The sequence below is a fragment of the Bifidobacterium sp. WK041_4_12 genome, assembly GCF_041080795.1.
Classification (GTDB): domain Bacteria; phylum Actinomycetota; class Actinomycetes; order Actinomycetales; family Bifidobacteriaceae; genus Bombiscardovia; species Bombiscardovia aquikefiricola.
Genome location: NZ_CP129674.1, coordinates 1,915,076 through 1,939,221 on the forward strand (window position 1 = coordinate 1,915,076; position 24,146 = coordinate 1,939,221).

Genomic DNA, 24,146 nt, shown 5'->3' on the forward strand with positions numbered 1-24,146 from the left:
TCACATCTTTTCCGGCGCTTCGACGCCCAATAATTCGAGTCCATTTTCGAGAACGCGCTGCACTGCATCGTTGAGTTTGAGCCGAGCTGCAGCGCGCGCGGGCTCAGGATTCTTTGCGGTGCTGAGCTGATTTCGTGATTCTGCGTCAAGCCGCTCTTCAGGCTCAGTCAGCGACATGGGAACCACCCGTTCGCTGTTGTACCAGCGATGGTATGAGCCGGCCAACTGTTCGAGATAGTGCGCCACGCGATGGGGTGCACGATGCTCTCCTGCGGTTTGAACGACGGAAGGATACATGGCCAGCACCGCCAGCAGGTCTTCGTCGGCTGGCGTGTCGAGCAGGCTCAGATCTGCAGCATCTCGATCAATTCCAGCATCGCGGGCATTGCGATCCACGTTCCAAGACCGTGCGTGCGCGTACTGCACGTAGTAGACGGGGTTATCATTCGTGTGCGAGGCGAGAAGATTCAAATCAATGTCGACGCTCTGGTTGTAGTCGGTGCGCGCCAGCGAGTAGCGGGATGCGTCGACGCCGATTGCAGAGACAAGGTCATCGATGGTGACGACGTTGCCGGCACGTTTGCTCATGCGCACTGCCTTGCCATCCTTGATGACGTTGACCATCTGTCCGATAAGAATCTGCATGTTGGTGCCCGGCTTGTCGCCAAATGCGGCGCAGACCGCCATCATGCGGCCAATGTAGCCATGATGGTCGGCGCCGAGCATGTAGATGGCAACGTCACACGGGTTTTCAGGGCGCCTGCGCTTGTTGAGATAGTAGGCAATGTCACCGGCGATGTATGCTGCATGACCGTCAGATTTGATGATGACGCGATCCTTGTCGTCTCCATACTTGGTAGAGGCGAACCAGGTCGCACCTTCCTTCTCGTAGATGTCACCCTGCTCGCGCAGCTCGTCGATTGCCTGCTGAACGGCACCTGACTCATAGAGACTGTTTTCGTGGAACCAGACATCGAAGTTCACGCGGAAATTCTTCATGGATTCCTGAATCTCGGCAAACATCATGGGCACGGCACGCTTGCGGAATTCCTCTCGCTGCGCGCTGTCCCCCTCGTCACCCTGCTCGTCCCTGATGCGTGGCAGAGCGAGCACGTCGATGCCGGATTCCTGTGATTCGGCGACGACTCGTGCAGCGATTTCGTTGATGTAGGTGCCTTTGTACCCATCGGCTGGCGTGGCTTCGCCATGTGCGGCGGCAACGAGCGACTTGGCAAAGCGGTCAATCTGCTCGCCGTGGTCATTGAAATAGTATTCGCTGACAACCTTGGCGCCATTGGCAGCAAGGATTCTTGCCATGGAATCGCCGATTGCAGCCCAGCGCGTGCCCCCGATGTGGATTGGCCCGGTTGGATTGGCAGACACGAACTCCAGGTTGAGCGTTTCACCTTTGAACGCCGTGCTGGTACCGAATTGATGCTGCTGGTCGAGGATGGTTTGCACCACCTGCGCAGCAGATGACGTGTCAAGAACGATGTTGATGAATCCAGGGCCAGCTACCTCTACGGATGCAATGCCATCTGCTGCCTGAAGCAACTCAGCCAGCGGCTGGGCCAGTTCGCGAGGCTTCAGCCCAGCCTTCTTGGCCAACTGGAGGGCGATGTTGGTGGCCCAATCCCCATGCGCGCGGTCTTTCGGCCTCATGACGGAGATTTTTTCCGCTGCGGGAATGTCCGATTCGGTCAGACTTCCAGTTTTACGCGCTGTTACTAGTTGTGTTATGACGGAGGCGATCAATGCGCCAAGTGCTTCAGGACTCATTTAACCCAGTCTAGCCAAGACTGCGACACACTTACTCCCCGCGTTCACAACCGGCTTTATTCGGCAGCGATGGCATCGATTTCGACGAGTGCGCCCTTGGGAATGAAATTGTTGCCGAATGCCACACGCGCCGGTTTCACCGAGCCGATGAACGCTGCCGCGTACTGCTCGTCAACCTCTTTGAAATCTTCGACGTTCTTCAGATAGATGGTCGCCTTGACGATACCCTCGATGCCCGTTCCAGCCGTGTCAAGAATGTTCTTGATGTTCTTCAATGCCTGAAGCGCCTGCTCGCCTGCTGAATCGCTGACGAGTTCGCCGGTGGCCGGATCGATGCCCAATTGTCCGGAAACGAATACGAATCCATTCGCTTTCAATGCCTGGCTGTATGCTCCCAGTGCAGCCGGAGCGTATGCGGTTGAAACTTCCTGAATGCTATCTGACATGTCGTCTCCTCGATTGTTTTGGATTCCTTGAACAATCCGTGGGCCAAACGGCCACGATTTGATAGAAATAGACGTGGGCTCGAAGGGATTCGAACCCTCGACCTTCTGTTCCGGAGACAGACGCTCTATCCACTGAGCTACGAACCCGTGTGCGGCAACGCGCAACTCACCATACTATTACATCTGCCCAAGATGTTGCATCACGATGTTCACGTTATCGGTGGGACAGCGATATGACTCTGAAATCCTTGGTAGTCCTTGACAATTCATGACGATCCATGACGATTCAGAGCAACAATCGCTGAATCTATGGCATTTGCGTCTCAGTCCCCTACAATTGTCATATGCGTGAAGATATGAGCGACTTTGAATATGAGCGGAGATTCTTCTGCCGGGAGTTTCCCGATAATCTCAATGACGGAGACGCACCCATCCTCATTATCCAAAGCTATTATGTACACAGCGATAATTTTGCCCTGCGAGTCCGCATTCAAGCCCACGGCCTGACTCTCGACATGAACGAGGACACCGATCCACGGGCGGTCCTCTCCCGCTACCGAGATGCCTTCACCGAGGCATTCGTGACGGTGAAAGGGCCTTCAGTCGGAGGCACGCGATACGAGGCCGAGCGCGACATCGATGTCGGCATTGCAGCGGAACTGATTGCGCGAGGTGGGATTCCCATCATCAAGAATCGCTATAGCGTATGGATTGCCGAGGATGGCTGGGATGTCGATATCTTCGGCGCACAGAACACTCCCCTGGTCGTCGCGGAGGCTGAACGCAGCGGACCCGTGACCAATCTCGTCATTCCTCGCTTCTGCATCTCAGAAATCACCGACGACGCACGATTCTCGAACGATGGACTCGCGGAACGCCCCTATTCAGCGTGGAAGGACGAGTTCGAAGCGGAATTGGCGACACATGGCCCGCGATTCATGCAAGATTTTGGCGAAAACACGACTTTTGAGCATTAAAAATCGATCTGCGAGCGATTCCAGATGCTCATTGTGAACTTATCCAAGTATCAAAGCTCAAAACTGGCGATTTGGCGTTGAGAATCCGCGAAAAATCCGCACTTATACTTGGACAAGTTCACAATGAACGCATTACTAGTAGATCAGGGTGGCTAAACGGCGGCGCGCATGCGCCAATCGCGGGTCGGTCGGCTCGGGAATGGCGAAATATTCGAGCAAACGCTCACGGATTGCCTGAGAATCCTGGCGGTGAGACTGCAAGAAGTCCAGAAGACGTTCAAAGGCATCCTGAATCTGGCCACCGATCATGTCGATGTCGGCAACGGCGAGCTGGGCATTCACATCGTCAGGACTGTCAGCAGCGGCTTTGCGAACATCGTTGACATCCGCATCCGCTGAACGGGCAAGCAGGAGCGCCTTTGAACGTTCACGCTGTGCAATCTTGTCGGTTGGATCAGATTGAAGGACCTTCGCGTATTCCTCAGCAGCACCTGAATAGTCTCCTTGCTGCGCAAGCGCATAGGCTTGCTGATGCTCAGGAGGAATCGCATCTTTCGAGTCGCCGTTCTCAGCTGTTCCGTCACCAGCAGTGCCATCAGCGTGTGAAGAGTCGTCGCCCTGATATGGTGCGGTGCCGGTGATCCCTGACTTCTGTGCGAGCTGGATCACCTGTGGAATCAGTTCGTCCGTAAGCTGTGCAAGCTCTTCATCCGATGGCATGCCTTGCAGGACGGGCATTGGCCGCCCTCCCACCAGAGCATAGAGGGCAGGCGCACTCTGCACGCGGAAAGCCTGGGCAATCTGGGTTTCCGTGGCGATGTCGACGCGCGCGAGCTGAACCTTGCCCTGTTGAGCGTTCACGGCATCCGAAAGTGTCTTGACCATCGGAAACATCCGATCATCGGTGGGCGTCCAAAGCAGGAGAAGAATCGGGAACGTGCCCGATGTCTGCATCACTGCCTGGAAGCTTGAGGTGGTGACATCTATGACATATCCACCTGCGGAAGGCGCACCCCCCTGCTCTCCCGGCTGTGCCTTGACCTGATGGGCCAAGGCTTCCAAATCGACTGCCCCTGCCAGAGACACTCCTGGTTGAAACTGCTTGTTGCTATCGACCATATTGACATCCCTTTCACATCGTGTTGTGAATATAACGCTTGTAAGTCCTCGTGCCTTCGCCCTTGCACTGGGTCATTGATGGCCCACGCATGAGCGAACCAGCATGAGGCGAACCGGCACAAATCCCAGGAAGAGCTAGAGCGCCTCAACCTTGATAGCCTGGCGTTCAGCTCCAACCGCGCTCACCTTTGCGCCGGAGCCTGCAGGCGGCACATACATGGCGACTACGTTCGCATAGGTGACCCTGATGGTGCTCGTGGCCTTGGTGGTACCAAAGAGAGCCTTCTCATCATCCGAAGCTGGCAACGACTCGCGTCCTTCGCCGGCTGTACGCGTCCATACCGAATCAATCTGAGCGACAACCAGATCACCTCCCTCGGACGATCTCATGATCTTGATTGCCCCGGGAACAGCAGTGAAGGTCTGTTGCTGTGTGCCGTTATTGGCTTCCATCCCCTGCTGCACCGTTTGTTCCAGTTTGCTCAAGTCCTGCTGGAAGTAGTCGGAGGTGAAATTCGAGGAATATTTGCTCGACTCGCCATTCTGGAGAATATCGGCATAATGGCTGACGGCATTCTGAGGCGTGAAGACCAGACCGCTATCGCTTGGATCACCCATCTTTGAGCCGATTGTTGGCACCGCAAACTTGGGCAGCTGTGCTCCTTGGAAGAGTCTTGCCACACCCCACAGCTTGTAATTGGTGGTTGCACTGTCCTGAGTCATCACCAGCAGACGCTTGGACTGCTGATCCGCAGTCGTGGTCGTAATGGTGAATATTGAACGTGGCCAGCCCGAATCGGTGGGAATCACGGTCTGCGTGATTTCCTTGGGAATGGTGGTCTTGTTATCCAGATCTCCAGAGGCCTTGGCTATGTTCAGCTCGCTGGTGCGAATCTGGAGCTGAGGCCCGTCAACATATGTGTCAATGCCTTGAGGGTCCTTGGCGGCGTTGGCCTTCTCCAAAGCGTCAAGAATTCTTAATCTGATGCGCTTCTCCTGCGCCTGAGTCAAATCCGGGGAAGCCGAAGCGGATGATGTGGGCGCGCTCACCTGTGGTACCTGGCCTTCACATGCAGCCATCGATATGGAAAGGCCGATGGCCAGAATGCAGGCGGCCATTTTCCCAAAATGCCTTCTCATGCGAATCTCACTCACCCCCATTCTCTGTTGTGGATTGTTCCTTGGATGCGTTTTCACTGTTTTCGTGGTGCTCTTCAACGTGCTCGTGCTCTTTGATGTGCTCACCTTGCTGCTGTGATGTCTCATTCGTTGTGTCGGAAGCGTCGGAAGCGTCGGAATCGTCGGAAGTACCGGAAGTCTCGGATTGTTGTGAGCTGTCTGGTTCATCCTTCACTGTCTCAGTCACCTTCTCAGTCACTTTCTCAATCGAGCCCGTAGTCTCGGCAGTGAATCGTGCAAAATATGACTGCAACTCCTCCGGACTGATTACTGCGGTTTCGTCTGCACTGCCCGAAGCAGGGTGCGTATTGCTTGATGCCGACGAAATACCCGAGGCATCCGAAGCATGATTCATCCGCGTGTGCCCTTCCGCTGAAGCATGCACCGTTTCGCCGCTCCCCTGCTGCACGGCAACCAGGTTCTTGGAACCCACATCAATCACGCGAGGGGTTGATGGGACCTGAGAGTTTTCACCCTGCCGAGCAGCTTGCTCAGTGAGGTTGCTCTTGCGGGAACGCTTCGACGCAGCAACATGGGCATGACGCCGACTGCTATCGGGTCTTCTCTTGAACGATGAACGAATCTCGCCTGCAAGCGGTCGCATGGCTCCTGCAAAGGCCTCGACAACGCTCATTTCCGTCTCTTCGATTTTCTTGAGCTTGGATTCATCCAACGTCTTGCGACGCCGCATCGGATCTATGGCAAAGACGCTGGCGGCAAGAATAGCCGCAACGACAAGCAGCCCACCCACGAAGTAGAAGGGCATGGCATAATTTGGAAGATTCTTGCGTGTCCAATCCATTGATATCCTGGCTGGATATGTCTTGACATCGGTTGTGTCGTTGGAAGAGGCCGCGGCATCTGATGACGCACCGTTTGCATCACTGCTGTGGGCATCAATGAGCAGGACTTCCCCTGACTCACCCTGCGCGGTGGTGATGGTTGCCTCACCATCGCCGCACACCACCCGAGACCACAGGTCAGAATCGCTGAAGCCGGTCGTGTCAGAGGCCCCACTACCTTCCGATGCACTGTTGCGTTGATTCAGCGTTGTCCAATTGGACAGACCGGTGATGCGAGTATACGCGATGCCTCCAAGCCAACCTGTGGCATCTTGCGGAGCTCCAAGAGCCAGGCACACGCGCGCGTCATCGTTGCTTGCCTTCGCTGTGACTTTCACTGTTGAATCAACGAGCTGCAGAACGCCCGGGTCGGTGACAACATACTGCGAATTCGTTGTTGTGGTTGCGACTATACGACGTGTCGGCTGCAATATCGTGGCATTCAAGACCCCCAGGACAATGAATGCAATAGCAATTATTCCAAGGGCAGGAGTCACTACGCCACGCATGATCGTGCCGTGGCGCGATGGTTTATCTTCTGCCGAATCTCGGCGCTTTGTTTGTTCATCTACACTCATAACACCGCTATTCTACAGTCTCCCCCTATCAATGCTTAGGACGAGGGCATAAATCAGCATCATATGGCGGCAATCAATCAATAATCAATGAAGATCGTCGCTATCAACACGCTCCACCATCAACGGGCTTCACTATCCGGGCTTCGCGAGGAAAAATCAATGTCGACCGTTAGAGTGGCCTGTATGCATCAACATATTAAGATTACTCCTCTGATCAAACTCTTTGCAACGGTTTGCTCGCTCACTCTCGCCGTATCGCTGGCTGCCTGCGGCAACGGCTCCAGCTCCGCTTCAAGCTCCAGTTCATCTCCAACGACATCAAGCTCGGCAACTGGTCGCGATTCCACGGCAAAGCTTACTGGCGTGACCGCGAAGGGCGCACTGGGCAAGAAGCCTACTATTTCGTTCAAGACGCCACTCAAGGCAAGCGATGGCGCTTCTGCAATTCTTCAGGAGGGCGACGGTGCCACGATAAAGGACGGCGATCGCGTCTGCTATCAAGGCATCGCACTCAGCGCTGAAACCGGCAAGGAAGTTCAGTCCACATGGGAAGCGAATACACCGCAATGCGATGTGGTCGTGAACTCCAAGTCGCTGGGAGCTGCCAGATACAAGCTGTTCGAAGGCCAAAAGCTCAACACGACGATCGCGATTGCATCGACCGACACGTCGCAAACGACTTCATCGTCGGGTTCATATGTCATGGCACTCACCTTCGTGTCGCTTTCCAAGGCGTTGACACGTGCAGAGGGTGACAAGGTTACGGACATCCCCTCGAATCTTCCCAAGGTCACACTCGCTTCCAATGGCAAGCCTTCCATTGATTTGAACGGCTACACACCAGGCAAGACACTTGTGGTGCAGACTTTGATCAAGGGCAAGGGTGCAACCGTCAAGGATACCAATACAGTCAGCGCAAACTACACCGGTTGGCTGGCGAGCGATGCCAAGCAGTTCGACTCTTCATGGGATCGCGGGTCGGCAAGCGACTTCAGCCTCAGCCAGGTCATCTCAGGCTGGAAGAAGGGTCTTGCCGGGCAGACAGTCGGCTCACAGGTGCTGCTGATTGTTCCACCGGACGAAGGCTATGGCTCAACGGCTCAAAACAGCATCCCTGCAAATTCAACGCTTATCTTCGTGGTGGATATTCTCGCTGCATACTGATGCGTTGTTTTGGCATAATCCATATCCCATGGAAGCTGCAAATCATGAGATAACAGATGATCCCGCACGTGATATCACGTGCGGGATCAATTCTTATGTAGATCAATTCTTATGTCAATCAACCACCACGTCAATCACATGGTTAAAAGATGATTGACATACTCAACGTTGTTACTCATGCGTTGACGAGCTGCGAAACCTTGCTGAGCAGGTCTGGACGGTATCCGCTCCAGGTGTCCTCGCCCGCGACGACGATCGGTGCCTGCTGGAAACCTTGAGATACGAAGCGAGCAAGGTCCTCTGGGCTCTGGGTAAGGTCAATCACGGAATAATCCGCTCCCATTTTGTCCAGCTGACGCTTGGTGGCGTTGCATTGTGGGCAATGAGGCTTTGCATAGACTGTGATTGACATGTTCTCCCCTAAATTCACCATTCATGTTCATCGTTATTCCACGAACGAACAACATGGCAACTCAAGAACCTCAACATGAAGTGGAGCAAAGTCAGCCACAAATTTCATCCGTGTAATTTATTCGGTGATACTGAAGACTACACGCATGTCGTGTGAAAGCAAAGCACTATCCATAGTGGCGTGTCGTAGGTTTTGTCACTACATATAGGGGTTTTGCACTTTCTTGCATAGTTGAAATTTCGGTGAATGCCTTGAGAATTGGCTCTCGGAAGCGGTTCAGAACAGGGTGAGCGTATCGCTTTCTGTGTGCTTCATCGATTCGTAGTCGAGGATAAGGCAATGAAAGCCGCGATCTTCTGCCAGAACCTTAGCTTGTGGCGTAATGGTTTGTGCCGCGAAGATTCCGCGCACCGGAGCCAGCAATGGATCTCGGTTCAGCAAGGTGCAGTATCTCGTCAGCTGCTCGACTCCATCGATTCCACCATGCCTTTTGATTTCTATGGCCACATGGTTGCCCTCGGCATCGATTGCCATGATGTCAACCGGACCAATAGCCGTAGGGTACTCCCGCCTCACCAAGCGAGCGCCCTTGCCAATCCGGTCAATCTGCTCCGCAAGATAATGCTGGAGATGATCCTCCACACCGTCTTTGACCAGGCCGGGATCGATGCCTAGCTCATGCGTCTGGTCGCTATAGATATGCCATAGATCGATGGTGAGCACATCGTCAGACTTGTCGGCGCAGACCCTGATAACTTTTTCTGGAATGCAAGCGTCGCTCAATGCTTCGTCGTCTTCAGCAACGCTCGCTATGTCTGCCTTGTTCGCCTTACCTGTTTTGCCAGCTATGCCCGCCTTGCCAGCTATGTCAGCATCGACTTTCTGAGTGATATCGCAGTCTTGGGGCACCGACTCATGCAGCGTGCATGGAGCTGTCATCCAATTCAAGGGCTTGTAGGAACCAAGCTCGGAGAATATCAGACAGCTGGAATCTGCCTTGATGAGCAGGACTCGCTTGGCCCGATCGAGTGAAGCATTCAAGCGTCCGGCATAGCGAGCGGAACAGTCAGCAACGATAATGCGCATAACCATTCACCATAGTGCATAGGTGCAACACCCGGTCACTATGCTCAGTGATCACACTGTCCTCGCACTGCGTATCCACCGCACCGCTGCCCACGCTCTGCCATATAAATGCGCCCATGCCATATATATGGCATGGGCGTCAACCAATCACTCGAGACACGTCTGTTATCCGGCTTCAGTCAGCACACTCAGCAGTTGCCGATCAACACCGGAATATGACTGCTACTTCTCAGCCTTCATGGCAGCGACAGCCTTCTGAGCTGCAACATTCATGATGTTCCAAGGACGGTCAAATCCGGGCTGGAAGAAGAAGTCGGCATACGCAAGGTCTTCAACCGTGGCATGCAGCTGCACGGCGAGAGCAATCGCATTGATGTTGGCGGTGGCGTTCTCGGTGCTCATGATCTGAGCTCCCATAACCCTTCCATTGGCAGGATCATAGGTGAGCTTGAAACGCACGGGGGCATTTCCGGCATCGTCAGGGACGAACGGTGGACGGAATGTATCTTCGACGAACACCGATGCGGTCTTGACACCATACTTCTCTGAAGTGCCTTCCTTCATGCCTGTGGATGCGAACTTGTATTCGAACACAGACAACGCAGAAGAGCCAGAGACTGGCGTAATGGCAACGTTTTCTCCAAGAGCGTTCCGTGCTGCGATACGGCCCTGACGACGTGCGTTGGTTGCCAGCGCGATGCGAGCCTCGCCTCCGGTTGGCGCAAACTTGATCTGGGTCGCATCACCAACGGCGAAGATGTCTGGAGCGCTGGTTGCCTGATGCTCGTCAATCTCGATAAGACCGTGGTCATCGACATCGACCGTATCCTTCAGCCAAGCGGTGTTCGCTCTGATGCCAGCGGTTTCGATGACGAGATCGGCGTCATAGCTGCCCTTGTCGGTCTTCACCTGAGCGACCTTGCCGTCCTTGCCAACAAAGCTTTGGACAGTCTGGCCCATGGCAGGCGTAATGCCGTGCTTGCTGACCACATCTTCCAGGGTTTCGGTGAATTCGGAATCGAGATACAGCTGCAGCATGCGCGGCAGAATGTCGATAAGCGTCACTTTCTTGCCAGCCTTGGCAAAGACTTCGGCAGCTTCGACACCGATGTAGCCGGCACCGATGACCACGACGTTCCTGATGTCAGGATCTACGGTTGCAGCCTTGAGCTTTATTGCCCAGTCGCGTCCACGCATTGCATAGACGTTCTGCAGATCCTTGCCTTCAACGGGCAGAGCGGCTGGAACCGCACCTGGACTCAGAATGAGCTTGTCATAAGACTCGTCTCGCTCTTCTCCCGACTTGAGATCCTTGACATGGACCTTATGTCCTGCAGCGTCAACCGATGTCACTTCCTGCTGAGTGAAGACATGCGCGCCCTTTGCGGTTTCTCCCTCTGGAGTCGCGTAGCGAACGGAATTGACATCCTTGACGACACCCTCCAAATACAGCTGCATGCCGCAAGAGAGGAAGGATAGGAAGTCGCCCTTCTCATACCACTGGATATTGGTATCTGGGGCATCCATCAGCAACTGCTGCACTGCCTCATACCCGCCGTGAGATGATCCTACCACTATGACTTTCTTAGCTGCACTCATTTGCAACCCAACCTTTCCAACCCTTTCGGGCTCAATCTTGTTCAACCTTTTGTGTGGACAAGTCTTTACGTTTCTTGTGCCGATGCGTTATCGTTCCCAGACCTGCAAGACATCACGAGAAATGCTGATATCTTGTGGTCCTAAGCGTTTCATTGAGCTACGAGATAGGGCAGATCCTCCTTGCGGATGGCTCCACTCTCAATTTTTGCCTTGCATTCCTTGCACAGTCCGCGGAATACAATCTGGGCTTCGAAAATCTCCATATCATGGGTATCGGCAGGCGTGAGGCAAGGAGCATGGCCAACCACGCAGTCGACATCCTCGACGCGTCCGCATACCACGCATTGCACATGATGGTGATTATCCGCGACCCGGGTTTCCCAACGAACGCTTGCCGAGTCGGGCAAGCTCACGCGTCTGACGAGACCATGCTGCTCCAACTGTTGCAGTATGACGTATGTGCCCTGCGTGGTGAGGTTTTCACGCTCTCCAGCATTGACATAGCCGATAATCTCACCGGCTGAGCTATGCGGATACGCTTCCAAAGTCGACAGCACTGCAAGACGCTGTGAAGTAACCCGGATATGCGCATTGCGCAAGGTGCTGCGCCAATCCGTCGCAATCTTGTGAAGCTTATGCTTCTGTGCGGTGCGATTTTCCTCAATGTTGCTCACAAGAACAGACTATATCATTGTTTTGAATTACTCAAATTAATGAATATGTCGTGATTTCTTGCTTGCTATGGCATTGCATCGCTCACATGGGAGCGTTTGAGCATAGAAAAAATATGAAGTTCCGAGTTTTGTTGCCTTTTTGAAGTATCAGAGCGCAATATCGGCACTATTGGGTCCGAATATGAGCGAAAAGTGCTTGTGTACTGTGAAATTGCCGCAAAACTCGAAATTCGAGTCCAAAAAGTTAGCTGTTTAAGCATCGCGCGTGGGCAGACCATGCTCGACCCATGGCTTCGACAAGAAAAACGTGGGTGGCCATGAACTTTCGTTCATGGCCACCCACGTTTTGAAACACTGATTGACTTATCGGTGTTGACTTATCAGTGTTGATTTATCAGTGTTGACTTAGCGGTGCATTTGCTGGTGCGTTAACCGGCAAGCACGTCCGAATCCTCGGCACCTTGCGTAACGACAGATCCCCGATCTACCGCGACGGTGAGCTTGTTGGAGTCAAAAGCGATGAAACCATCGTCAACCTTGAAGGCTTGACGAGTCCCTTCCGGATCCACAACAGTGACCGTGCCGCTTTTGATGACGGTGAGCACAGGTTCGTGGTTTGGCAGGATGCCCATGCCTCCCTCGGAGGCCGGTATGGTGACGGAACGTGCCTTCCCAGACCATACCGGGCGGTCGGCAGCAACAATGTTGACTGCCATCGTTGGTTTTTCAACGCCAGCCATAATCAGTTATTGCCCTTTTCCATGTCATGCCACTTCTTCTCCAGGTCATCGATGCCACCGACACCGGTGAACGCCTGAACTGGCACATCATCGTAGACGCCATCGCAGATTCTGGTGAATGCTTCGATGGTTTCATCCGCTGGCACGTATGAGCCTGGACGTCCGGTGAATTTTTCTGCAACATAGAAGTTCTGACCAAGGTACTGCTCAATGCGACGAGCGCGGTTGACTGTGGTCTTGTCTTCCTCAGAGAGTTCATCGATACCGATCAGGGCGATGATGTCCTGAAGTTCCTTGTTTCTCTGCAAGATGGCCTTCACACGGTTGGCGCAATCATAATGCGACTGACCAACATAGCGAGGATCCAGAATACGAGAGCTGGAACCGAGTGGATCGACTGCTGGATAAATACCCTTGGAAGCAATGTCACGAGAAAGCTCGGTCGTTGCATCCAAATGGGCGAATGTCGTTGCAGGGGCTGGATCAGTGTAATCATCCGCTGGCACATAAATGGCCTGAAGCGAAGTGATTGAGTGACCACGAGTCGAGGTGATGCGCTCCTGAAGAGCACCCATCTCATCAGCCAGGTTTGGCTGATAGCCGACTGCGGAAGGCATACGACCAAGCAAGGTGGAAACCTCCATGCCTGCCTGGGTGAATCGGAAGATGTTGTCGATGAAGAGCAGCACATCCTGATTCTGAACGTCACGGAAGTATTCTGCCATCGTCAAAGCGGTGAGCGGAACACGAAGTCGAGTCCCCGGGGGCTCATCCATCTGTCCGAAGACCAACGCAGTCTTTTCAAGCACGCCTGCCTCAGCCATTTCACCGATCAGATCGTTACCCTCACGGGTACGCTCTCCGACACCGGCAAATACCGAAACACCGCCGTGGTTCTGAGCCACACGCTGAATCATTTCCTGAATCAGCACGGTCTTGCCGACACCTGCACCGCCGAACAGACCGATCTTTCCACCCTGCACATACGGCGTAAGCAGATCGATGACCTTGATGCCCGTCTCGAACATCTCGGTTTTTGGCTCGAGCTGATCGAATGGCGGTGGATCGCGGTGGATTGGCCAGCGTTCCTTGACTGAAATCGTCTCGTCGTCGGATTTGTTCAAGATATGACCGACCACGTCGAAGACATGGCCCTTGGTCACGTCACCGACTGGCACCTCAATCGGGCCGCCTGTATCGGTGACTTTCGCGCCGCGCACGATGCCGTCAGTCGGCTTAAGAGCCACTGCGCGAACGATGGAGTCCCCGAGATGCTGCTCGACTTCCAGCGTGATCCCATGAACGCTTTCGCCCTCGGTGTCTCCCGTCGAGGCAATCTCTACGGTTAAGGCGTTGTAGATATCCGGCAGATGATTTACCGGAAATTCGATGTCGATAACCGAGCCTTGGACGCGAGTCACGCGACCCTGCGACACGGAATCCGTATCGTCGGGAGCCGTTCTGGTTTGAGTATTTTGCTCCGTAACCATTGGCGTTCCTACTCTTCCTCTTTGTTCAGCGCATCAGCGCTGCCAATTATTTCACTAAGTTCCTGCGTAATCGCAGCCTGTCGAGACTGGTTAAGCTGCCGTGTCAGATCGTCGATGAGATTGCGCGCATTATCCGTTGCCGTATGCATGGCATTCTGACGACTTGCCGTCTCAGAAGCTGCAGACGTGAGCAAGCATTCGTGGATTCGAGACTGAATGTACTTGGGAAGAATTGCATCCAGAACTTCATCCACACTTGGCTCGAACGAGTAGAGAGGCGAGGCACTGGATGCTTCGGACTTACTTTCGTTCTTCTGCAGGTCACCATGCTCGTCAGAGAGCACATCCTCGTCATTGGCACTGTCCGAAGCTGCTATGAGCTCGACCGGAAGCATCCTTAAGACGCGAACCCTCTGGACCACCATGTTGACGAATTCGGTGAATACGACGTACAGCTCACTCACACCACCCTTATCGGCAGGTGCCATGTAAGCCTTCATCAATTCAGCCGAAATCTTCTCAGCAATCTCCACACCAGGCTGGTCGCTGTCACCTTCCCAGGTATCGGCAATCTCACGATTGCGATACTTGTAATAGGTCACACCGCGTCGACCGTATACGAACAACTCAGGCTTCTTGCCTTGGCTATCAAGGTTCGATAGCAGAGTTTCGGTCTCACGAATGATTGATGACGTGAACGCGCCGGCCATACCACGATCCGACGTGAGGGCGAGCACGGCGACTCGCTCCGTGTCATCTCGCTTCTCAACTATCGGATGCTTGATATGGGTATGGGCAGCAAGTGCCTGAACGGCATCGAAAATCGCATCAGTGTACGGCTTCGCTTCCAAAGCGACCTTGCGGGCCTTGGCAATATGCGAAGATGCAATCATCTCCTGGGCGTTGAAAATCTTCTCCAACGAACCAGTCGAAGCAATCCTTGACTTGAATGCGAGTTGCGATCCCATAGATTACTTCGCCCCCGCAACGAGCTTTTCCTGCTCAATATTGGCTGGCTTGGCACCATCCTGCTTCTTGCCGTCAAGCGTCTTGCCTGCCTTGGTGACAAAGTTACGACGGAATTCGTCAACGGCCTTATCCAACGCAGCCTCCGTGTCGGAAGTGAAGTCCTCAGTATCACGAATCGTCGTGAGGATATCAGTGTTGTGAGCCAGATAGTCCAGCAGACCGTGCTCGAATGGCAGTACGTCGGCCAAATCGAGGTCATCGAGCTTGCCGTGCGTTCCAGCCCACACCGAAACGACTTCCTGTTCCATCGAATAGGGCGAGAACTGGGGTTGCTTGAGCAATTCTGTCAGACGCGAGCCGCGAGTCAGCTGAGCCTTGGATGCCGCATCCAAATCGGAAGCGAACATGGCGAAGGATTCGAGCGAACGGTACTGAGCCAACGAAATCTTCAGCGTTCCTGAGACTTTCTTCAAAGCCTTGGTCTGTGCAGCACCACCCACGCGGGACACGGAAATACCGACGTCCACAGCTGGTCGCTGGTTGGCGTTGAACAGATCGGACTGCAAGAAGATCTGACCATCGGTGATGGAGATGACGTTCGTTGGAATGTATGCAGATACATCGTTCGCCTTGGTCTCGATGATTGGCAGACCAGTCATCGAACCGCCACCGAGACCATCGGAAAGCTTCGCGCAGCGTTCCAGCAGACGAGAATGCAAGTAGAACACGTCGCCTGGGTAAGCTTCGCGCCCCGGCGGACGACGCAGCAGCAGGGAAATCGAACGATATGCCTCAGCCTGCTTGCTCAAATCATCGAAGACGATGAGTACATGCTTGCCGTTGTACATCCAATGCTGACCGATTGCGGAACCGGTATACGGTGCAATGTACTTGAAACCTGCGGAATCAGAAGCTGGGGACGCCACGATGGTCGTGTATGCCATGGCTCCGGCATCTTCAAGAGAAGAACGCACGGATGCGATGGTCGAACCCTTCTGACCAATGGCTACGTAGATGCAGCGGACCTGCTTCTTCGGATCGTTGCTCTCCCAGTTGGCTTTCTGGTTGATGATGGTGTCGATTGCCAGAGCGGTCTTGCCGGTCTGACGATCACCGATGATGAGCTGACGCTGACCACGGCCGATTGGGGTCATGGCGTCGATGGCCTTGATACCGGTTGACAGTGGTTCATCAACAGGGTGGCGGTGCATCACATCAGGGGCCTGAGCCTCAAGAATACGACGACCTTCACTCTTGATTTCTCCAAGACCGTCAATCGGCTTGCCCAAGGGATCCACCGTACGGCCGAGATATCCATCTCCAACTGGTACGGAGAGCACGTCTCCGGTACGCCGAACTTCCTGCCCTTCTTCGATACCTGCGAAATCACCGAGGATCACCACGCCGATTTCACGAGCATCAAGGTTGAATGCCAAGCCGAGCGTGCCGTTTTCAAAGGTCAGCAGCTCGTTGGCCATACAACCAGGCAGACCCTCCACGTGCGCAATGCCATCGCCAGCCGTCTTGACATATCCGACTTCCTGAGCGGGATTGTCCGACGGCTTGTACGACTCGACAAAATCATCGAGCGCCTTGCGTATCGTGGCGGGATCAATGGTAAGTTCTGCCATGATCACTCCTTACATTATTTTCTGGTTGATAAGTATGTTCCAAGTCTGAGTCTGATGACAATCAGGCGGGGACCGAGACCATCTGTTTCAGACGCTGCAGTTGCGCTACAACCGTGCTGTCATGCACCTCTGCGCCATATTGAATCCGCATGCCACCAAGCACCTTGGGGTCGACCACGGAATTGATGTGGACCTGTCGACCCAATTTCGCAGAGTAGGCCGCGATGATCTTGCTGAACTGTTCCTTGCGGAGCGGAACGGCCGAGGTAACCGTAACCACCGATTCGCCCATGTGGTGGGAAATCTCATCGATCAGCCACTGCAAGGTCGAAAGGAAACGACGATTGCGCAAATCCCGTGTGGCATGTTCGGCCAACTGCAAAGTCAAAGGATTCAAACGCTGCTTGCTCAACAACTCCTTGAGAAATGCAACGCGGGCATCCGCTGACATTGCGGTATCCGAAAGCTTTGAGCGCACAGCTGCGATGTTGATGAACGCCGAATGAATCTTGGCGAGCTCAATCGCGACCGTGGACGTTACACCCTTCACATCCGCATAGTACAGAGTTGCGTCCACTGCCAAATCCTCGACAGCATTGGCAATGTGATCGACACGGCTCCACTTTCGTGAAACAAGATCTTCGAGAATCTCCTTGGTCAGAGGGTCAACGGTATTGCCGATCAGGGTATCGGTCAGCACGATCTTGTCCGCCGCTGGTCGTGAAGGATCAGTCAGAGCACGTTCCACCGCAGCATTGTCGTCAAGCATGTTCGAAAAATCGAAGAGCTCAGTCGCGACCACGCCTGATTGAACGCCGGATTCACGCAACCGTGAAGCGAATTTCTGCCGAGCTACCTTGTCGGAAGCCAGCGAAGTCTCACCGCGCATGTCACATCCCCTTCCCGATACTGGTGATATTCACAGCTCAAGCTGCTTTGTCCTTATCCTGTCCGAGTTCGTCGATCATGGAATCAAGCATCGAAGACTGAACTGAATCGTCCTGAAGTTTGGTCCCAAGAATCTTGCCAGCAAGTGAAGTCGCCAAAGCGCCGACTTCGCTTTTGAGGCTTACCAAAGCCTGCTGCTGCTGAGATTCTATGGAACGCTGAGCATTGGCGGTGATCTGTGCAGCCTCAGTTTCAGCACGGCTGCGAGCGTCGGCAATAATATGCGATGCTTCAGCACGTGCGTCATCGCGAATCTTCGAAGCGTCGACTCGTGCGGTGCTCAGCTGATCCTCGAATTTCTTCTTCGCTGCGTCAGCCTGTTCCTGAGCGGCTTTCGCCTTGCTGATGCCGCCCTCAATCTTACTTGCGCGTTCATCGAAAATCTTCTGGAATCGTGGAAGCATGAGCTTGTAGAAGAACAAAGCTATGACTACGAGAATGATAAACGACCAAATGATGTCATAGGTTTTTGGCAAAAACAGTTCAAGTCCACCTGTTTGCGCTAGCGTCATCACATCATCCTCCTTTCCTTAATGCATACGACCTGTTGTCTGGAAATCAGCGAATGCGTTGTTCAGCGGAACAGGAAGCCGCAGACGATGCCCAAAAGTGCAAGGAACTCAACAAGTCCGAAACCGATCCACATCAAGGTCTGAATACGGCCACCGAGTTCTGGTTGACGAGCAGTAGCCTCAATTGCCTTGCCGAATATGATACCCACGCCAATGCCAGGCCCGATAGCTGCAAGGCCGTAGCCAATAGCGCTCAGGTTGCCAGACACTTCTGCAAGTGTGATGAGATCCATTGTTATTCCTTTCTATAGGCTCTTTGAGTCAAGCCATGGTTTATTGGAGAAAAAGTGTTGTTATGCTTCCTCGGGGTAACTCAGGTTGATGTATACCGTGCTGAGGGTTGCAAAGATGAAAGCCTGAAGCGCTGCGACGAAAGATTCGAACAGCGTCATGACAAGCGCGGCGATGAGCATGAAGCCTCCGAGAGGCATCATCAACTTGTTGGTCACTTCCACCAGGAAATACTGGGCGGCGGCCAGACATAGCTCAAGAATGAAGTAGCCGGCAAGCATGTTGGCAAAGAGTCGAACCATGAGTGACACGGGGCGAACGACCAAAACATCAAGCAGCTGCATGGGCAGCACGATAATCAGCACTGGCAGCGGGACACCCTTGGGAATCAGTTCATGACGCAGATACTTGCCAAGACCCTGCTCGCGAGCTGCTGCGATCCAATATTGGAAGAAGGTCCAGAATGCAAACACCAGAGGCATGGCAATCGTTGCCGTGGCTGCAATGTTTGCTCCTGGAATCACTTCGCAGAGATCGAACAGGAAGATGGTCATGAATATCGTGGTGATCATGGGAACGTAACGCTTGCCGCGTCGCTCACCCATCACCTCATAGACGATGTTGTTGCGCACGAAGCCCAGTATCCATTCCACGGCACTCTGCCATCTGCCCGGAATGAGCTTGGCTCGCATGGCTGTAATCCCAAGCACCAGCAGGATGACGACCGTCATGATCAGACGAATCAGGATGATGCGGTTCAGTGCGAACGGTGTGCCTTGGAAGAGTATCTCAGGAGGAAGGAAATCATTAATTGTTGGAAAGTCTGGACCTGATGCCAATACCATCTGTGCACTTACCAATCCCGCCATCAAGCGCCTCCTCATTAACTCAAACAGCATTCAATATAACACTAGTTATTGAAACCGATGTGACGTTTTTGTTTCTGCAATCAATATCGGAATGCTTCACATCCATCCGCACTCACGATACTCCTGACTGTGACGAATCTAACAATGCATCAGGGGAATATCTGACGAACTTTTATGGATTTGCGTCCTTTTCTGACCAGTGCCTTGGCTCGTCGCGGGCGGTTCTTTTCGACACGCCTCTGGAAATCTCAGGAAACGCCGAACAACGGTGTGGAAGTCTTGGTGTGAGGAACGGCTTGGGAGGCGCTGGGTTGAGCACTCTCGATAAATTCGCTCTAGTCTAGTTCGCTCTTACCGAGTTCAGAGAAAGATGCGACGACGAAATTAATTTGCCTTACAGCGTCATGAACGGCCGATATCCGTCAGTTCTTGGACTTTCGGGGCTATGTCGTATCGAGCGATCTGTTCCAAGTCGCTTCTCTGCACGCAATTGCGGTATTTCACTCACATCGTATGGTGTGGTCTGATAGACCCAGTTCAACCAGTTGCGCCACAGCAGATTGGCATGGGCTCGCCACGCGAACAAAGGTTCTAGGGTCGGGTCATCGTGCGGGAAGTAATTATGCGGGAACGGCACGTTGCTCATGCCGCGTTGCATGTCGCGCTCGTACTCTTCTTTAAGCGTGTATTTGCCGTATTCCCAATGCCCGAGCGCAAAGACTTCAGAAAAATCCTTGGTTGCAAGCAGGCCGGGCCCTGATTGAGGTCCCCAGGTGAGCACTTGCAAGTCTGGGTTCTTGGCAATGTCATCCTCGTCCATCGAAGCGAGCCGTGAATGGGGCTGGAGAGCCATTTCATCGAAGCCATTCGTGATGAAGCAGTACTCGTCCTGCAGAAATTGTGGAAAGATTCCAAAAACTTTCTGATCGAGAACGTGCTTGCGAATACCATATCGATAGTTCAGAGCGCCCATCGCTCCCCAGCACAGGTACATCGTTGAAAATACATGCGAACTCGCCCAGTCGAGAATCGTCTTGAACTCGTCCCAGTAATCGACCTCTTCGAAAGGAAGATGTTCCACAGGCGCGCCGGTCACGACAAGCCCGTCATAGCAGTTGTCCTCAAGCACGTCGAGAGTCTCGTAAAACTTCACCAGATGATCGTGGCTGGTGTGGGTCGCCTCATGGGTGGAGGTTTTCATAAAGTCAACATCGACCTGAAGCGGGGACTTGGAAATGAGCCGTAAAAGTTGCGTTTCCGTTTCAATCTTCTTGGGCATGAGATTCAAGATGACAAGACGCAGCGGACGCACGTTCTGTGCTTCGGCCTCTGGTTTTTCAAGCGCGAATATGCGCTCTGAATCTAGAATCGCCCTTGCGGGAAGACCACTCGGAATATTTATTGGCATGTCCCCTATTATTACAAGCTTTACTCGATGTGGAAAGTGGCGAAAGAAACAGTGGCGCGTTGCCCTTCAGCAGCAGTTCCGACGCGATCTCACACTCGTTGCCCCTGACACCGAAGAACCCACCCATTTGACAAAAACCAATTAATGAATAAACTTGGTGAACGCTGCTGTCAAGCAGCCGTCGCGGGGTGGAGCAGTTCGGTAGCTCGCTGGGCTCATAACCCAGAGGTCTCAGGTTCAAATCCTGACCCCGCTACCAATTAAGGCTAGGGATGGTGATGATTCCTAGCCTTTTTAATTTTCCGTCTTTGACCTCTCCGCTGCAAAACAGGACAAAATCAGGGGTTAATAGGCAAAGCGTGGGTCTTATACGGCGTGTCAGGTGTGTCCTGCCCAGCCTTTTCTGATGCCGAATCCGTGTTCGTAGGCGTTGATGCCGGGAGCGGGCAGTTGCACCGCGGTCTGGGTGCCTGGCGTTGGTTCGCTGGCTTGCCTGTGCGGGGACTGTCTTGAAAAGGAAGGTGCGATTCTTCGCCTAATTGGTGGGGATGACGGAGTAATGATATCTGATAGAAGATTTGAACGTTCGCTAAATACGGTTGAATCACTTCTCGAAATAGCATGTCTACAAGGGCATGTAATTAGGTCCAAGGTACTTCACTTTTAATAACGGGTTTGCTGGAGCGTAGACAGCTTGCTCTCCCTGTGGGGCACACATTTATCGAGTGAGAAGATTGCGCTTTCTTGATGTGTCGCCGTTTATGTTAGAAAATAGCAGATTTCCTCAGGATTTATTTCCAAAGCTCGAGCATCAAGATCTCACTAAATCGATATACAAGGTCATGTATAAAGTGAAGAGATGTTCGTCTACGTAAACGTTAACCATCTCCAATGCTGATGTTGGAAAAGCACATTTGCTGCCGGTAAATATTGGTGAACCTTTATTGAATATATCCCGACTTACGTGAGGCTGCGATGGTAGGTTTCTTGAGAAGGCAGATGATCGCTACTTGGGCGCGAAAATGCGAGTTATTCTTGATTCCCACGGTTATGTGCGTCTATCTGCAGCTAGGGAGAAAGAGACAACCGCTCAGGGTTGACACAACACATGATTAGTCTCGAGGTTGCGTAGAGAAATTCAATATATGCCATTGAGATGGAAACAACGGATATTTTCCATCTCAATGTAGCACTCAATGTAGCGCAGCTACCTTTTTGCCTTCTTTATTGCTTTGTTTCTTCAACAATGATCGCCGTAAGGACATTAAGAGCTTCTTCCAATTCTTCATCACTGATTATCAGTGGAGGCAAGAGTCTTATGACATTGGCATGAATCCCGCAGGTGAGAATAATGAGTCCAGATTGGACCGCCTTGATACTGATGCGCTTGACCAATTCGGCATTGGGTTCCAATCCACCTGGTTTCACAAACTCCACTGCCTGCATAGCACCTAAACCACGGACTTCAGCCACATAAGGATTATCATGTTCGAGCGGCTTGAGATGTTGTTGGATGATGTGACCGATATGTTCTGCACGCATCGCTAGGTTACCGCGCTCCATGATGCTAACCGCTGCCAGTGATGCTGCGCACGAAACTGGATTACCTCCATATGTGCCGCCAATGCCGCCAGGCTGGACACTATCCATGATCTCGGCTTTTCCGGTAACCGCGCTTATAGGCAGACCGCCTCCCAATGCTTTGGCAGTAGTGATCAGATCCGGTTCTAATTCTGAATATTCTGAAGCAAACCAGCGGCCTGTACGGCAGAATCCGGACTGGATTTCATCGGAGACATAGAGTATCTGATGCTCGTGAGCCCATTCATTGAGTGTCTTCAAAAAACCATTCGCAGGCACGATAAAACCGCCCTCTCCCTGCACAGGTTCCGCAACTATCGCTGCCACTTGATCATGGCCTACAAGCAATTCGATTTGCTCGATTGTGGCACTTGCAGCAGCAGCACCATCTGCACCATAAGCATCACGCAAAGGGTATGAATAGGGAACTGAATAGACATCGGATGCGAACGGTCCGAAGCCTTGCTTATATGGAGAAGCCTTTGTGGTCATTGCCATGGTTAGATTTGTACGGCCATGAAATGAATTTTCCATCACCACAATGGCAGGACGTCCCGTATAACGCCTTGCTATTTTCACCGCATTTTCCACAGCTTCTGCACCGGAATTCAACAAAACACTCTTTTTGGCGAATGAACCTGGCGTATGCTCACTGAGTTTTTTACATACTGCAACATAGCCTTGGTAAGGAGTGGTGGCAAAATTTGTATGTGTAAACTTACCAACCTGGTCACGTACCGCCTCTACAACTTCCGGCGCAGCATTACCCACCCCGGTTACAGCTATGCCTGCGGCCAAATCGATGAACCGATTGCCATCAACATCCGTGATTGTTGCGCCAGATGCGGATGCGGCAAAAAACGGCATTAACTCGCCGACTCCGATGCTAACGAATTCATCATATTCCTGTTGTAACGATATTGATTGAGGTCCAGGAATTGCTGTGACTAAATGACGCGCCACCTGTGGAATTGTGGACTTTAATTTAATGGGGTCAGACATCGTGTATTTTTCTCCTTATCGCGCGTCTCGAAATCTTGTGTTTGATGAAATGACTCGATCAATGAACATCAATCGGGTACCGAGCTTGTTTGGCTCTAACGAAGTCTGTATCGATATCAACAACCAAATATGAATCTTCAGGATTCGTTACAGCAATGTCGATGCCGCGTGGGCTGATCACCCTGCCATTACCTTCATAGCTAAAGCCCAATGAATCTGTGTAGCCGCGGTTCGATGATGCCACATAGCTCCCCGAAACAGTTGCAGCCATTGTCAAAGCAGCATGAAACATTGCTTGATCTAGTGGAGGCGTTGCTCTAGGACAGACGATAAGGTCGACATTTTCACGACCATATTGGCGCGCATGTTCGGGAAACATAATATCGGTACAAATCATGAACCCAACCTTCAACCCACTCACTTCGAATGACTCGAACCCTGCCGAGCCAGGAGATGTCCACGTTGTTTCCCAATACCCTGGGCCATGCGGAAGATGTTGTTTATAATGGTGTATCGATAGACCATCTTTTCTTGACCACAGAAACCCAGCGTTAACACGTGTTCCGTCAGCGGTTTCCATTGGCATACTTCCTACGATATTTTCTGCATTGAATTCATCCAGATGTTTCAACGCGTCTTGTGAGATCGATATGCTCTCTTCCCAACGACTCTTGTCGAATGTGTGTGAAGAAGCGAGCCATGTACCAAACGGTAGCTCGTTCAAAACGAGGAAATCTACAGGTTGCCGTTCAATTTGCTGCTGTAACTTTGTCCAACCGTCTGTTCCATAGATCAATTCCGGAATATTTTCCAGTACTCCTACTGTTTTTTTCATTGTGCTCTTTCTGAT

Annotated in this window: 23 protein-coding genes and 2 tRNA genes; 4 read left to right on the forward strand and 21 right to left on the reverse strand. The window is 52.6% G+C overall.

The genetic code is table 11. The features are described 5' to 3' along the window. The 3 genes from argS to QN215_RS08060 all read right to left on the reverse strand — a co-directional run bounded on the left by argS (position 1) and on the right by QN215_RS08060 (position 2,372). Complete coding sequence (gene argS / locus QN215_RS08050; protein WP_369343798.1) at positions 1-1,779, reverse strand: arginine--tRNA ligase; 1,779 nt, start codon at positions 1,777-1,779, stop codon at positions 1-3. 56 nt (positions 1,780-1,835) lie between these two features. After that, entirely contained in the window at positions 1,836-2,225 is a 390-nt protein-coding gene (locus tag QN215_RS08055) for a Rid family detoxifying hydrolase (RefSeq protein WP_369343799.1), read from the reverse strand. 74 nt (positions 2,226-2,299) lie between these two features. Next, a tRNA-Arg gene (locus tag QN215_RS08060) sits at positions 2,300-2,372 on the reverse strand. Positions 2,373-2,569: 197 nt separating this feature from the next. On the opposite strand from QN215_RS08060, the gene QN215_RS08065 reads away from it, so the two are divergent. Further along, the gene (locus tag QN215_RS08065; protein WP_369343800.1) at positions 2,570-3,202 is read left to right on the forward strand and encodes a hypothetical protein; all 633 of its coding nucleotides are present in this window, start codon (positions 2,570-2,572) and stop codon (positions 3,200-3,202) included. 135 nt (positions 3,203-3,337) lie between these two features. On the opposite strand, the gene QN215_RS08070 is transcribed toward QN215_RS08065, so the two are convergent. From QN215_RS08070 to QN215_RS08080, 3 genes are all read right to left on the reverse strand, one after another. Continuing rightward, complete coding sequence (locus QN215_RS08070) at positions 3,338-4,321, reverse strand: tetratricopeptide repeat protein (protein ID WP_369343801.1); 984 nt, start codon at positions 4,319-4,321, stop codon at positions 3,338-3,340. 135 nt (positions 4,322-4,456) lie between these two features. Continuing rightward, positions 4,457-5,461, reverse strand: a complete 1,005-nt coding sequence (locus QN215_RS08075; RefSeq protein ID WP_369343802.1) for a hypothetical protein — start codon at positions 5,459-5,461, stop codon at positions 4,457-4,459. A gap of 7 nt (positions 5,462-5,468) precedes the next feature. Then, positions 5,469-6,788, reverse strand: a complete 1,320-nt coding sequence (locus QN215_RS08080) for a hypothetical protein (RefSeq protein WP_369343803.1) — start codon at positions 6,786-6,788, stop codon at positions 5,469-5,471. Positions 6,789-7,103: 315 nt separating this feature from the next. Here QN215_RS08080 and QN215_RS08085 point away from each other — a divergent pair, with 315 nt between their 5' ends. Beyond that, positions 7,104-8,084 (forward strand): FKBP-type peptidyl-prolyl cis-trans isomerase, encoded by a 981-nt coding sequence (locus QN215_RS08085; RefSeq protein WP_369343804.1) that lies wholly within the window; start codon positions 7,104-7,106, stop codon positions 8,082-8,084. Positions 8,085-8,259: 175 nt separating this feature from the next. On the opposite strand, the gene QN215_RS08090 is transcribed toward QN215_RS08085, so the two are convergent. The 13 genes from QN215_RS08090 to metA form a co-directional block, all read right to left on the reverse strand. After that, positions 8,260-8,496: a glutaredoxin domain-containing protein gene (locus tag QN215_RS08090; RefSeq protein WP_369343805.1), complete on the reverse strand. Its 237-nt coding sequence runs from the start codon at positions 8,494-8,496 to the stop codon at positions 8,260-8,262. 276 nt (positions 8,497-8,772) lie between these two features. After that, a complete protein-coding gene (nucS, locus tag QN215_RS08095; protein WP_369343806.1) occupies positions 8,773-9,582 on the reverse strand; it encodes an endonuclease NucS in 810 nt (269 codons plus the stop codon). A gap of 222 nt (positions 9,583-9,804) precedes the next feature. Continuing rightward, positions 9,805-11,181 (reverse strand): FAD-dependent oxidoreductase, encoded by a 1,377-nt coding sequence (locus QN215_RS08100; protein ID WP_369343807.1) that lies wholly within the window; start codon positions 11,179-11,181, stop codon positions 9,805-9,807. Between the two features lie 149 nt (positions 11,182-11,330). Then, entirely contained in the window at positions 11,331-11,855 is a 525-nt protein-coding gene (locus QN215_RS08105; RefSeq protein ID WP_369343808.1) for a Fur family transcriptional regulator, read from the reverse strand. A 428-nt stretch (positions 11,856-12,283) separates the two neighbouring features. Next, a complete protein-coding gene (locus QN215_RS08110) occupies positions 12,284-12,595 on the reverse strand; it encodes a F0F1 ATP synthase subunit epsilon (RefSeq protein WP_369343809.1) in 312 nt (103 codons plus the stop codon). A gap of 2 nt (positions 12,596-12,597) precedes the next feature. Further along, a complete protein-coding gene (atpD, locus tag QN215_RS08115; RefSeq protein WP_369343810.1) occupies positions 12,598-14,085 on the reverse strand; it encodes a F0F1 ATP synthase subunit beta in 1,488 nt (495 codons plus the stop codon). Positions 14,086-14,093: 8 nt separating this feature from the next. Beyond that, positions 14,094-15,053 (reverse strand): F0F1 ATP synthase subunit gamma, encoded by a 960-nt coding sequence (locus QN215_RS08120; protein WP_369343811.1) that lies wholly within the window; start codon positions 15,051-15,053, stop codon positions 14,094-14,096. 3 nt (positions 15,054-15,056) lie between these two features. Next, entirely contained in the window at positions 15,057-16,685 is a 1,629-nt protein-coding gene (gene atpA, locus QN215_RS08125) for a F0F1 ATP synthase subunit alpha (protein WP_369343812.1), read from the reverse strand. A 61-nt stretch (positions 16,686-16,746) separates the two neighbouring features. Beyond that, positions 16,747-17,574, reverse strand: coding sequence for a F0F1 ATP synthase subunit delta (locus tag QN215_RS08130; RefSeq protein ID WP_369343813.1), 828 nt, complete (start codon positions 17,572-17,574; stop codon positions 16,747-16,749). A gap of 37 nt (positions 17,575-17,611) precedes the next feature. Continuing rightward, positions 17,612-18,145, reverse strand: coding sequence for a F0F1 ATP synthase subunit B (locus QN215_RS08135; RefSeq protein WP_369343814.1), 534 nt, complete (start codon positions 18,143-18,145; stop codon positions 17,612-17,614). A gap of 62 nt (positions 18,146-18,207) precedes the next feature. Next, positions 18,208-18,438: an ATP synthase F0 subunit C gene (atpE, locus tag QN215_RS08140; RefSeq protein WP_369343815.1), complete on the reverse strand. Its 231-nt coding sequence runs from the start codon at positions 18,436-18,438 to the stop codon at positions 18,208-18,210. 60 nt (positions 18,439-18,498) lie between these two features. Continuing rightward, on the reverse strand, positions 18,499-19,305 hold the full coding sequence (gene atpB, locus QN215_RS08145; RefSeq protein WP_369343816.1) for a F0F1 ATP synthase subunit A: 807 nt from the start codon (positions 19,303-19,305) through the stop codon (positions 18,499-18,501). Between the two features lie 394 nt (positions 19,306-19,699). After that, complete coding sequence (gene metA, locus QN215_RS08150; RefSeq protein ID WP_369343817.1) at positions 19,700-20,713, reverse strand: homoserine O-succinyltransferase; 1,014 nt, start codon at positions 20,711-20,713, stop codon at positions 19,700-19,702. Between the two features lie 182 nt (positions 20,714-20,895). Between metA and QN215_RS08155 the strand changes: the two genes are divergently transcribed. Both QN215_RS08155 and QN215_RS08160 read left to right on the forward strand, forming a co-directional pair. Further along, positions 20,896-20,972 (forward strand) — tRNA-Met (locus QN215_RS08155). A 457-nt stretch (positions 20,973-21,429) separates the two neighbouring features. Beyond that, the gene (locus QN215_RS08160; RefSeq protein WP_369345120.1) at positions 21,430-21,588 is read left to right on the forward strand and encodes a UTRA domain-containing protein; all 159 of its coding nucleotides are present in this window, start codon (positions 21,430-21,432) and stop codon (positions 21,586-21,588) included. 349 nt (positions 21,589-21,937) lie between these two features. Here QN215_RS08160 and gabT read toward each other — a convergent pair whose 3' ends face one another. Beyond that, positions 21,938-23,296 carry a 4-aminobutyrate--2-oxoglutarate transaminase gene (gabT, locus tag QN215_RS08165; protein WP_369343818.1) on the reverse strand — a complete coding sequence of 453 codons (1,359 nt, stop codon included), beginning with the start codon at positions 23,294-23,296 and terminating at the stop codon, positions 21,938-21,940. A gap of 58 nt (positions 23,297-23,354) precedes the next feature. Then, a complete protein-coding gene (locus tag QN215_RS08170; protein ID WP_369343819.1) occupies positions 23,355-24,131 on the reverse strand; it encodes a carbon-nitrogen hydrolase family protein in 777 nt (258 codons plus the stop codon). Positions 24,132-24,146 lie beyond the last annotated feature (15 nt).